This is a genomic window from Paenibacillus sp. FSL A5-0031, from assembly GCF_001956295.1.
Classification (GTDB): domain Bacteria; phylum Bacillota; class Bacilli; order Paenibacillales; family Paenibacillaceae; genus Pristimantibacillus.
Genome location: NZ_MRTD01000002.1, coordinates 189,378 through 201,192 on the forward strand (window position 1 = coordinate 189,378; position 11,815 = coordinate 201,192).

The following is an 11,815-nucleotide window of genomic DNA, read 5'->3' on the forward strand; positions in this document are numbered from 1 at the left end:
TAGATGTTAAAGCAGCTTTGACTTGAAATTTGAAATAAGACTAAAATTTTGTTCTGCTTTCTTACTTATATTCTAAAAGATAAACAAGATGCCGAACACGAACAAAATTCCTCCGCCTATAGCCTCGCCATATTCGCCAAGCTGACCGCTGACTTTACGCCCCAGCATTAAACCACATATCGACATCAGCCCGCCGAGCAGACCGATAAGTAAAACCGTCATCAACATGTTTGCAGCGAACATCCCAAGCGTAATGCCTACTGAGAACGAGTCGATACTGACGCTAAGCGAAAGCACGAGCAAGCCCCAAAAAGATTTATGGTCAAAAGATTGAACCGCCTCGCCGCGCAGCGAGCTATAAATCATATGTCCGCCGAGCAGCACTAGCAAAATGCCTGCCGCAGTCGTGGCTACATCTCCAAGCAAGGAGCCCACGTATTGACCTGTAAAAATACCTGCCAGCGGCATGATCATATGAAACAACGCAGTTACAATGCCCAGCTTCAAAATATCTCGCAGCCTTATGCCTTTGAGCCCAATGCCGAGCCCAAGAGAAAATGCGTCTAGACTGAGTGCCACCGCAATAATAAGCAGCGTCAAAAACTGTCCAGCTTGTAATTGTGCTTCAATCACAGCCTATCTCCCCCATGTCCGCTTGTAGTCTTTACCAAACATATGCGGACATGAGGACAAACATACTAGTGCGGTTTCAAGCTAATTTTGTTTCAAAAATGATCGTTCCCCTTAGAACAATTTCTATACACGAATAATTTGGTTTCCAGCCGCTTTGGCCAACCGATTCATAAGCGCTGCGCCGATCCCATGCTCCGTACAGCCCTCTGCCCAAATACGCTGAGCGCCCGCCCCGTCAAAATCTCGCAATGCCGCATAAAGCTGGTGCGCTGCTGTGCCAAGCTCCACCTCGCTGCCTAATGAGAAAACATAATCTGCATCATAGCGATTCAATCTCTCTTCGAAAGCAAGTACGCCAGTTACCTCGCCGCGCTTCTTTGCAGCTTCTACTTGATCTCCAATATACGCTGCGACAGCTTCAAAATGGCCTTGCACAAGCTCAAGCTCCCCTTGTGGCGCATAATGAGTATATTTCATGCCTGGTGATCGCGGAGCCGACTCCGGTTCTTCTATCGAGGCACTATCAATCAACGCATGGGGTGCCGCTTCTTGAAGCGCTTCGCGCGTAATGCCGCCTGGCCGTAAAATTCGAATGCCATGCTCGCCAGCAATCTCAATTACAGTAGATTCCAGGCCAACGCCTGTTGCGCCGTCATCAACAAGACCATCGATCCGCCCATCCAAATCCTCCAGCACATGCTCAGCAAGTGTTGGGCTTGGCCTTCCAGAACGATTGGCGCTTGGTGCAGCAATTGGACAATCTGCGATCTCAATCAGCGCAAGCGCTGTTCTATGATCCGGTATTCGAATACCAACGGTAGACAGTCCTGCCGTTACGAGCGGCGATAACGCATCCTCACGAACGGGCAGCACAATGGTAAGTGGTCCTGGCCAAAACTGTTCCATCAACGATGAAGCCAGCTCAGAATACGGCAGTACCAGCTCATCTAACTGCTTGCGACCCGCAATATGCACAATGAGAGGGTTGTCCGATGGACGTCCCTTTGCGGTGAATATCCGTTCAACAGCCGCTGAGCTGCGAGCATCCGCGCCAAGCCCATAAACCGTCTCTGTAGGGAATGCAATAATTCCGCCTTCTCTTAATTGGCTGGCAGCTTCCGATAATTGTTCCCGCAGCTGAGAATCATGAGCCTTCTTTACGCGCCATACATTTGTTTTAGTCATCTCTATCCTTCAATCCTTGCTCTTAATTGAAATTGTTCATTCATTCGTTATTATAGCATAAGCACCCGCAAACAAGCAGAAACGACAGCTGTACCTTTACATTCAAAGGTGCAACTGTCGTTTATTATGAAAACAGTGATTTAATCCAATTGATAAAAGACTCGATCATTTCCCAAATAAAAAATTTTGCTTCCGGCGCTTCGCCTTGGGAAGGAGTATCTGCTGGAGCTGCTGCTAAGGAAGCTGTCTTAGTCGCTGCAGTATCCGATTTCACTACTGACGCTTGCTCTGTCTCTGTTCCAGCTGCTGCTGATGCTTCACCGCTTACTGCGTCGATAAAACATAACGGCGGGAACAATACGCACCACCAATTTTGTCCGCCGCCTTCGCCAAGTGTAATACGAAGGGCTTCATAGTCGCCAGCGGGGTAAACTTGATTCCCGTACATTTTTGTTGGGAAAGGTACCATTCCAAGCTCTGCGGATGAGCCATATTCAAAGCCGCGGCTCTTTAGCACTTCCGCTGTTATGCGTTCAATTTCAGGCATATTGGCGAGAATCGTCTGACGTGCTTCCTCAATCGTCTGAGGTCCCGTCACCCAGCTATTCATCGCTTTAACGATTTCATCCCGGACAAGACGTTTCACGACTTGATCAGCAGGATTATCGGAATTGGCTAAAATACGAAGGCGAATGGCTTCCTGCGGAATTTCTCCGCCTGCAACTGCAGCATCCATTTGCTGAGCTTCCCAGCTCATAATTAAAATGATAAGTGCAAAAATAATAAAACCATATGATTTGCGATAAACAAATTTATTAGCCTTACCCGAATGAGATTGAGCGGATTTAGAAATATTGGAATAGGAATGAATAGAATAATGGCTGGACATATAACACAAGCTCCTCTCGTCGCACCCGTCAGTGCGTCTGCTTGCGTTCCGGAACGTATCTATCCGTCATTATGTCCGCTATGCTTAATATATAAACCTATCAATCTATCTATTTTTTATCTTATCGCAGACACTCTTCTAGCAAGTTATAATATTTTCAATAAATGAGAAGGATGGATGAAGAATGGATTTCCAAAAAACTTATGCAGCGTATCGACCGCTGCTCCATTCCATTGCTTATCGGATGCTTGGCACATTCAGCGAGGCCGAGGATTTGGTCCAGGATGTGTTTGCAGACTACAGCCTTTTGGACCCTAGTGAAATTAAAAATGAGAAGGCCTATCTCGTTCGGATGCTCACTAACCGCTCAATCAATCTCAGCCAATCCGCGCGCAAAAGAAAAGAAGTATATGTTGGACAGTGGCTGCCCGAACCAGACGTCAGCACCGTAAAACAAGACCCTGCTGAAATTTATGCGGAGCATGAAGAGATTTCCTACGCGCTGCTTGTCATGCTTGAGCAGCTTACAGCCGTTGAACGGGCAGTGTTTATTTTAAGAGAATCACTTCAATACGATTATGAGGATATTGCTTCCTGCTTACATAAAACAACAGCAAACTGTCGTAAAATATACAGCCGAGCCAAAGAGAAGCTTCAGGAAGATAGATCGATGCTACCATTAAACACGGATAAAGCCGAAACCCTCGCTGTTGCCTTCATGGAAGCAGCTTCCTCCGGAAATTTCGAGAAATTGATTTCTCTTTTGTCCGAAGAAGCGATTCTTGTCTCCGATGGAGGCGGCAAGGTACGTGCAGCTATTTTCGCCATCATTAGCAGAGAAAGAGTCATTGCCTTTTTGAAGGGTGTTATTCCGAAGACCTTCTTGGGAGATGGCCATCAATTCGCTGAGGTGAACGGACAAGCTGGCGTCATCGTTAAGCAAGCCGGTATGCCAAGAAGTGTTATCAGCTTTCGGCTCGATGAGGAAGGGCAGAAGGTTGAGCGGATTTATGTCATGTTGAACCCTGATAAGCTGAAGCATGTTCTGATCGAATGACAAACTGAAAATTTACGAACCGCCAATAGTGAACAGGACGACTAAACACAGGACGACTAAACAAGAACGAATAAATAAAAATTTTTTTAACCTTCTGTCACAACCTTTAACTGTGTTTTGTCTTAGAGGATGAAAGCAAATAATTAGAACATAGAGGAGAATGAGGAACATGACAGAAAGAGTCCAAATAGCTAAAGAAATACCTGCTGCATATCAGGCAATGAGCGGATTGGAAAAATACCTAGGCACTACGAGCATCGACAAGCAGCTGCTAGAATTGATTAAAATTCGCGCATCGCAAATAAATGGCTGTGCTTTCTGCATTAATATGCACACGAAAGACGCTAGAAACTTGGGCGAGACCGAGCAGCGTATTTATGCATTGAGCGCTTGGCGCGATACGCCTTACTTTACGAAGGAGGAGCGAGCGGTACTCGCTTTGACGGAGGCTGTCACAGTCATTACGAAGGAACATGTGCCCGATGCGGTATATGAAGAAGTTGCCCGGTATTTCGAGAGCAAACAAGTCGGCGAGATTATTATGGCTATTATTACGATCAACGGGTGGAACCGTCTTGCGATAAGCACCGGTATGATGCCGGAATAAGTGTGAGCGGCTAAAATCGGAAAAAAGCGCTAAAAGATGCGTTCGAGCGGAAATAAGACTAAAAAGTAGGCTTATTTTCGTCAAAGGAACTTTTTTCGCGAAAATAGAACTAGAATGTAGGCTTATGTTTGCGCATCGTATACAAAAACGCGCTAAATGATGTGTTCGAGCGAAAATAAGACTAAAAAGTAGGCTTATTTTCGTCAAAGGAGCCGTTTTCTCGAAAATAGAGCTAGAATGTAGGCTTATTTTTGCGCATCGTATACAAAAACGCGCTAAATGATGTGTTCGAGCGAAAATAAGGCTAAAAAGTAGTCCTATTTTCGTCAAAGTAACCCTTTTCGCGAAAATAGAACTAGAATGTAGGCTTATGTTTGCGCGTCACATACAAAAACGCGGTAAATGGTGCGTTCAAGCGAAAATAAGGCTAAAAAGTAGGCTTATTTCCGTCAAAGGAGCCGTTTTCTCGAAAATAGAGCTAGAATGTAGGCTTATTTTTGCGCGTCACATACAAAAAAGCGGTAAATGGTGCGTTCCAGTGAAAATAAGACTTAAAAACAGGCTTATTTCCGTCAAAGGAACCCTTTTCTCGAAAATAGAGCTAGAATGTAGGCTTATTTTTGCGCATCGCATACAAAAACGCGCTAAATGATGTGTTCGAGCGAAAATAAATCTAGGAAATAGATTTTTTTTGCTGAGCCCAGTCAGGCCGCTGCTTGAAATGAAATAGAGGCTTTCCCGAAGTAGATAAATCTACTTTTTGGGAAGCCTCTTTTGCTGTAAGCGAAGTTAACTCCTCGTTGCAATGACATGGCGCTCGATTCCAGCGTAGTCACTGATGATTCGAATGTCGTCCCATTGCGACATTTCGCGCATCATGTCTGCAACGATGCGAGGCTGGCCCATGCCGAGCTCGAATGCGACGATGCGAGGCATCTGCGCGAGCAGCGGAAGCTGCTCCAGCATGCGCCGGTACGGGATCAACCCGTCCGGCCCGCCTTCCAGCGCGAGATGCGGCTCATAGTCGCGGACTTCGCGCTGCAGCTCTAACATATCCGCCGCCGGTATATACGGCGGATTGGATACAAGCACGTCGATGCGAAGCTCGCCGTGCTGCAGTTCACCCTGCTCATGCCCATGTACAAATGGCATGAGCAGGTCGCCCTGCACGAATGTCAACCGATCCGCCGTCTCATGGCGGATCGCGTTCGTGCGGGCGACTGCCAGCGCGTCCGGCGATAGATCGGACGCGCATACGCGCCATGCGTGACGCTGCGAAGCTAGCGTCACGGCGATGGCGCCGCTGCCTGTGCCGACGTCGACAATCGTCGGCGGCTGCATATCCCCTGCAATCAGCGCAGGGGGCCAAATAAGATCAGCTGCCTCAAGCACAGCCTCGACGAGCAGCTCTGTTTCCGGACGCGGAATGAGCACGGCAGGCGAGACTGTAAATGGCCGCCCATAAAACCATTGCTCACCAATAATATATTGAACAGGCTCCCCTGCAGCCTTACGACGTATGAGGCTTTCCCATTCTCCTAACCGCTCTACAGGAAATAACTCACTGCCATCACGCAGCAATGCCGCTCGATCCATATTCAGCAAATGCATGAGCAAAAGCTCTGCATTGTTGCGCGGCTCTTCCACCGCTTCCGATTGCAAAATCGCTGTCGCTTGCATGCAAGCTTGCCGCAATGTTAATGGCGCAACAAACCATTGCTCCTCCGAATGCTTGCTCATCCCTGTATCGCCCTTCCCACTTTAAAGTAACTTCCTTCTCCTTCATGCAGCAGCAACTATAGCCAATCTATTGCCATTACTGCCAAACAGCTATCAGCACATTCGACAATAATTCACTGCTATGTCCGATCTATTTATGCGCTCCAAACGACCACATGCCTTGCCTTTGCTTCCCCAAACCGAACAAAACGCCAGACCGCTGATTGCTTATTGTAAGCAACCAGCGACCCAGCGCAAATTTGTTAAGCCATTTCACGTTCCATAAGATCAGCTTGCTCTGCAATCGTCAGGGAGGAAATAACCTCTGTCAAATCGCCGTTCATCACTGAATCCAGCTTATGAAGCGTTAATCCGATACGGTGATCCGTTACACGACTTTGCGGGAAATTGTATGTGCGAATACGTTCGCTGCGATCTCCCGTTCCAACCTTGCTTTTACGCTCGCCCGCATACTTTGCTTCTTCTTCTTGACGGCGAACATCAGAGATACGTGCACGAAGCACGGCAAGTGCCTTCGCTTTGTTCTCATTCTGTGATTTGCCATCTTGGCAAGTCGCCATAATGCCGGTTGGAACGTGCAATACACGTACCGCGGATTTCGTCGTATTAACGGATTGGCCGCCCGCTCCACTGGAGCAGAACGTATCCACGCGGATATCCTTGTCGAAAATTTCAATCTCCACATCTTCAACCTCAGGCATAACAGCTACCGTAGATGTTGATGTATGAATACGGCCGCCTGATTCCGTTACTGGAATCCGTTGTACGCGATGAGCGCCGCTTTCGAATTTCATCTTGCTGTACGCGCCTTTGCCCGTAATCATAAAGATTACCTCTTTAAATCCGCCAACGTCGTTCTCGCTGAAATCCATTAGCTCTACACGCCAGCCTTGTGCATCAGCAAACTTTGTATACATACGATATAACTCATATGCGAACAATGCTGCTTCGTCTCCGCCAGCCGCACCGCGAATTTCGACAATAACGTTCTTGTCATCATTAGGGTCCTTCGGCAATAGAACGATACGAATTTGCTCATCAAGCTCAGCTTGGCGTTTGCTCAATTCGTCGATTTCCATTTTAACCATTTCACGCATTTCGTCATCGAGTTTCTCAGCTTGCATCAGCTTAGCGTCGTCCAGCTGCTCGGTAACTTGTTTATATTCCGTAAAGGCATCATATGCCTCTTGTAAATCCGACTGCTCCTTGGAAAGCTCTCTAAGCCGCTTGGGATCACTGGATACATCTGGATCACACAATAGCTCACTCAGCTTCTCATACCGGTCTGCGAGTGCTTGTAAACGGTCAAACACGATCATTCACCTCTGTTTATTCCATTAGGATAATGTTCATTATACCATATCATCGAGTTTCTATCGACTGCTGGTTTCGATTTACAGCCAGCTAATCATGCCCATTTTTACGAACCGCCTCAATCTTCATATGCCAGGCAACCGCCATTGGTTACTGAGCATCCAGCATGAATACTGATTGCAACAAAACCCTGTAAGCGCAAAGCTGCACTTACAGGGCTCTATTATTCCCCTAATATTTACACGTTAAAACGGAAATGGATAACATCGCCGTCACGAACGACATATTCTTTGCCCTCAAGACGAACTTGCCCCTTCTCACGAGCCGCTACCATCGAACCCGCAGCTGCAAGATCTGTAAAGGAAACAACCTCAGCACGAATGAATCCACGTTCGAAATCGGTATGAATAACGCCAGCCGCCTGCGGCGCTTTTGTTCCACTGCGAATCGTCCATGCGCGAACCTCTTGTACACCTGCTGTGAAGTAAGTGTATAGGCCAAGCAGTTTGTAAGCCGCACTGATCAAACGGTTCAAGCCCGACTCCGACATGCCAAGCTCCTCAAGGAACATTTCTTTGTCTTCGCCTTCAAGCTCAGCAATCTCAGCTTCAACCTTCGCGCTGATTGGCACAACTTCAGCACCTTCAGCAGCTGCGAATTCGCGTACTTTTTGTACGTACTCATTGCCGTCTGAATTTGAAACCTCGTCTTCGCTCACGTTAGCGGCATACAAAACCGTCTTCATTGTCAGCAAATGCAAATCACGAACAAGCAGTTTCTCATCATCGCTCAGCTCTAGGCTGCGAGCAGGCTTATCGTTGTACAACGCTTCCTTGATGCGTTCAAGCACTTCGATTTCTTGAGCAACTTTTTTGTCTCCGCCCTTAAGGTTTTTACGGGAGCGTTCAATCTTTTTATCAACCGAATCAATATCCGCCAAAATAAGCTCCAAATTAATCGTTTGAATATCGCTAATTGGATCTACCTTGCCAGATACATGCGTAATGTTGTCATCTTGGAAGCAGCGAACCACATGAACAATGGCGTCTACCTCGCGGATATGCGCCAAAAACTTATTGCCCAATCCTTCGCCTTTGCTCGCACCAGCAACCAAGCCGGCAATATCGACAAACTCAAACGCTGTAGGCACGATGCTCTTAGGAACAACGAGCTCAACCAGCTTGTCCAAACGCTCATCCGGTACTTCAACAACACCAACGTTAGGATCTATTGTACAAAAAGGATAATTGGCAGATTCTGCTCCTGCTTGCGTAATTGCGTTAAACAATGTTGATTTGCCGACGTTGGGCAAACCTACTATTCCTGCTTTCAATGCCATGCTATAAGACACCCCTATTTTCCCGAAAGTAAACAACTCCAGCTATTATACCCCAGCGTCACCTACTTTGAAAGTGCCATCCGTTAAGCCTAAACGGCATTTGATGGCTTCCTTGGCAAATGAAGACGGTTTTCTGAACAATAAAAGCATTGTAAGTTGTGAAAACCTATAAAACCCTGCATTTGAACAGTCGTTTGTTTTTAACCCGTTTTATACCCCTAAACGGTATCTTATTTGTGCCTCGCCGCAAGATAGTTACTGCTGAGAATGATAAGCCGCGCTGCGGAAATACTATGTTGGCACTGGCTTAAGCTGTGCACGCAAGCACCTAAAATTTGAGGAGGCAAGCTAATGGAAAATCAGACTCATAAGGGCAATTACAAAGGAACGACGAATATGAAAGCCAAAAATCAAGATATGGCATTCGTAAACGATACCATTGAGGATACAAAATCTGTAACAAATTTTACCTCGAAAAAGAAGAAAACAGATTAAAGGATAACTTCCGAGCCCTTATCTATAAAAAACCTGGATCTGCAAGCGTATCATCCACTTGTAGAATCCAGGTTTCTTGTATTAAGAATACATTACATCCGAAGCGGCGCTTCTTGCAGCTCTGCGCGCGATTGAAGGTAACGGAAAAACGCTACCGATGCTTCGCCTCGCGTTACTTGTTTCTTAGGCAAAAACTTGCCATCCGATAAGCTCATAATTTTGAGACCGACAACAATGGCTGCCTGCCCCTTATTCTGGATCTGATCCGAGTCTTTAAACGAGGCTTTAAAAATATGATCATAATTCGCAAGCGCATTATAACCAAGTGCTCGCACGATCAGCTCAGCCATCTCATCACGGGATACTTTACCGCTAGGGTTAAAGGAGCCATCCCCAACATCTATCAAATTTTGTTCCAATGCACTTTCAACATAAACGAAATAGCTGGAATCCGCAGCTACATCATTAAATGAGGCTTTACCACCAAGCTGATTACTGAAGGACATCGAGAGCGGTGATACTCCGCTGCTGCGCGCTAGTACCAGCATTTTAATCAGCTCTCCGCGTGTAACCGCCTCATTGGGACGCACAAGACCATCTTTCACATCAAGCGCTTTGTATGCAACCATTAGTTCAAGCTGACGCTGTGCAAAATGTCCTTCAATATCCTTAGCCTTCGGCTTCTCGAGCTGTGTGACATCACCTGTTTCCCGATTTCGCCAGCCGCCCGTCACTGCATCGAGGAACACTGACTCATCCATAAGCTTAGGCACTAATTGGTAAACTAGTTCTGCCTCTGTCTTTCTATCCACTTCGTCGCCTCTTATTTCGCCTGAAGCAATCATCAACTTATATTTTTCAATTGTAATTGGCTGCCCGTTCCATGCGAAGCTTTGCACAAGCCGATACGTAAGCTGTGTTCGGTAATAATTCAGCCAGCTGTCAACTGCCTGCTCCTTCTTAATCAAGGCAGGAGCCTCAGCTGGATATTCAAAGTTCGACAAATTAGCATCGTAATTTACAACTTCCCCAGTGCTTGAATGAATCGATAAGCTAATGTTGTCATATTCAACCACTGCGCCATAGATTTTGTGTACAAAATTGAAATAGTATTGACTAGGTTGCCCTGCGACAATCCCCTCATATTGCTTCGGATCAGGTTTGACCAAATATAGCTCATCCGTTAGCCATGGCAGACGTTTCTTAATCGCTTCTACCGCTGCTGTTGACGCTTGCTCTAGCGTCACCTTTGTCCCGCCTGATTGACTTTGTTCGTTATACATATACGTATTGAAATGGCGAACCTCTCCAGTGCGACCGTTAACGGAAGCTGAAGCTGAGCCCACTTCCTTGCCATCCTTTTTCACTGTCCAATTCAGCTGCCAATAGGCTTCGGTTTCACCCGTGCTTTCATTGCTATTTTCACTGTAGTTGGAACCATTAAGCTCCACCCCTGCCGGTAGCGCGAAAGCAGCTTTTACCGCATCTATCGCTTGCTTCTCGGTAACTGCCCCCGCCTTCGGCTTTTCACCTAAAGGTTTCTCGGATATAGGTGTTTCCGATATCGTTCCCGCTCTAAAATAATTGTCTCTCGACTGATCCTTTAACTGGCCAGTCACCGCATCGATCGATATAGGCTGAAGCTCGTAACTAAGCAAAGGTTTCCTTTTCCCCTGCATATTGTAAGGCACGATATAAGCTAACAGTGGAGCTGCTGCTGCTCTCAGCTTTTCATTTGCTTCTGCTGCCGACAGCTTTGCATCTACTTTTGGGAAAATAATTGTATCATCCCATTGCAAGGAAAATCTTCGGACATGCCCCTCACTATCCACTTCAAGCTCTATGTAGTTATCTACATAGGGTATGTCATTCACCAACCGATCATAACGAATGGAATGCACAACCTCACCCGTTAGCGGTGGACGCAGTTGAACACCATAGTCAGGATTGTATTGAATTTGTCCTTTATAATCAGCTGCGATTTTATCTATGAATTGGAGCGCAATCTGCTGAGCGGCATCACGTTCAACCTTAAGCGGATACGTTGGTTTGGCAGATGGGTTATCGGTATAAGAGTTGAACTCAAGAAGCTGACCTTTATCCGCATGAATACGAACGTAGATGCTTCCCAAATGCTTGCCGTTCACCTTCTTCACGAAATCCAGTCCCCAAGCATTACGTTTGCCGCTAGCCATCACTTCCATATTAAGACTAGCTCCTTGGAGGATATACTCCTTCGGAATGCTTACATACTGCCTCGCTAGTGCTTCCGCTTTTTCCTTCGTTATTGCTACATCAACTGGAGCTGCAAATCCTTCTTTCATGATGTCTCCTTCCGACGATGGCACGGCTTTTGCTGCTGCATTCGTCACTGCTGGCTTGTTTGAGCTTTCAGCAAATGCCGTTGCTGGCAACATACTCATAAGCATCGCTGTTGATAGCACTACCGCAAGCCTCTTTCGATGATTGATCCTCACTGCTTCACCCTCCAATGCTTTTCCAATTTATTCATAAATTAGACGCGCCATACATTGTGGAAGTTGCACAATAAGCGAA

The 11,815-nt window shown here is 46.5% G+C and carries 10 protein-coding genes; 3 read left to right on the forward strand and 7 right to left on the reverse strand.

Annotated features, from left to right (window positions below):
• Nucleotides 1–72: 72 nt before the first annotated feature.
• The 3 genes from BK120_RS04345 to spoIIR all read right to left on the reverse strand — a co-directional run bounded on the left by BK120_RS04345 (nt 73) and on the right by spoIIR (nt 2,707).
• Nucleotides 73–633, reverse strand: coding sequence for a manganese efflux pump MntP (locus BK120_RS04345; protein ID WP_076266270.1), 561 nt, complete (start codon nt 631–633; stop codon nt 73–75).
• A gap of 123 nt (nt 634–756) precedes the next feature.
• On the reverse strand, nt 757–1,818 hold the full coding sequence (locus tag BK120_RS04350; protein ID WP_076266271.1) for an L-threonylcarbamoyladenylate synthase: 1,062 nt from the start codon (nt 1,816–1,818) through the stop codon (nt 757–759).
• A gap of 124 nt (nt 1,819–1,942) precedes the next feature.
• Nucleotides 1,943–2,707 carry a stage II sporulation protein R gene (gene spoIIR, locus BK120_RS04355; protein ID WP_083681616.1) on the reverse strand — a complete coding sequence of 255 codons (765 nt, stop codon included), beginning with the start codon at nt 2,705–2,707 and terminating at the stop codon, nt 1,943–1,945.
• Between the two features lie 184 nt (nt 2,708–2,891).
• On the opposite strand from spoIIR, the gene BK120_RS04360 reads away from it, so the two are divergent.
• Complete coding sequence (locus BK120_RS04360) at nt 2,892–3,764, forward strand: RNA polymerase sigma-70 factor (protein ID WP_076266272.1); 873 nt, start codon at nt 2,892–2,894, stop codon at nt 3,762–3,764.
• A gap of 169 nt (nt 3,765–3,933) precedes the next feature.
• A complete protein-coding gene (locus tag BK120_RS04365; protein ID WP_076266273.1) occupies nt 3,934–4,371 on the forward strand; it encodes a carboxymuconolactone decarboxylase family protein in 438 nt (145 codons plus the stop codon).
• A gap of 789 nt (nt 4,372–5,160) precedes the next feature.
• Here the strand turns inward: BK120_RS04365 and prmC are convergent.
• From prmC to ychF, 3 genes are all read right to left on the reverse strand, one after another.
• Complete coding sequence (gene prmC / locus BK120_RS04375; protein WP_076266275.1) at nt 5,161–6,111, reverse strand: peptide chain release factor N(5)-glutamine methyltransferase; 951 nt, start codon at nt 6,109–6,111, stop codon at nt 5,161–5,163.
• A gap of 242 nt (nt 6,112–6,353) precedes the next feature.
• Nucleotides 6,354–7,424: a peptide chain release factor 1 gene (gene prfA / locus BK120_RS04380; RefSeq protein ID WP_076266276.1), complete on the reverse strand. Its 1,071-nt coding sequence runs from the start codon at nt 7,422–7,424 to the stop codon at nt 6,354–6,356.
• 239 nt (nt 7,425–7,663) lie between these two features.
• A complete protein-coding gene (gene ychF / locus BK120_RS04385) occupies nt 7,664–8,764 on the reverse strand; it encodes a redox-regulated ATPase YchF (protein ID WP_076266277.1) in 1,101 nt (366 codons plus the stop codon).
• A 351-nt stretch (nt 8,765–9,115) separates the two neighbouring features.
• On the opposite strand from ychF, the gene BK120_RS35150 reads away from it, so the two are divergent.
• Entirely contained in the window at nt 9,116–9,259 is a 144-nt protein-coding gene (locus BK120_RS35150; RefSeq protein ID WP_179089742.1) for a hypothetical protein, read from the forward strand.
• A 92-nt stretch (nt 9,260–9,351) separates the two neighbouring features.
• Here BK120_RS35150 and BK120_RS04390 read toward each other — a convergent pair whose 3' ends face one another.
• Nucleotides 9,352–11,736, reverse strand: coding sequence for a YcdB/YcdC domain-containing protein (locus tag BK120_RS04390; RefSeq protein WP_076266278.1), 2,385 nt, complete (start codon nt 11,734–11,736; stop codon nt 9,352–9,354).
• Nucleotides 11,737–11,815 lie beyond the last annotated feature (79 nt).

Coding starts and splice junctions, on each gene's coding strand:
- ychF (WP_076266277.1), bottom strand. CDS start 8,764: ATGGCATTGAAAGCAGGAATAGTAGGTTTGCCCAACGTCGGCAAATCA.
- BK120_RS35150 (WP_179089742.1), top strand. CDS start 9,116: ATGGAAAATCAGACTCATAAGGGCAATTACAAAGGAACGACGAATATG.
- prmC (WP_076266275.1), bottom strand. CDS start 6,111: ATGAGCAAGCATTCGGAGGAGCAATGGTTTGTTGCGCCATTAACATTG.
- BK120_RS04350 (WP_076266271.1), bottom strand. CDS start 1,818: ATGACTAAAACAAATGTATGGCGCGTAAAGAAGGCTCATGATTCTCAG.
- BK120_RS04360 (WP_076266272.1), top strand. CDS start 2,892: ATGGATTTCCAAAAAACTTATGCAGCGTATCGACCGCTGCTCCATTCC.
- BK120_RS04365 (WP_076266273.1), top strand. CDS start 3,934: ATGACAGAAAGAGTCCAAATAGCTAAAGAAATACCTGCTGCATATCAG.
- spoIIR (WP_083681616.1), bottom strand. CDS start 2,707: ATGTCCAGCCATTATTCTATTCATTCCTATTCCAATATTTCTAAATCC.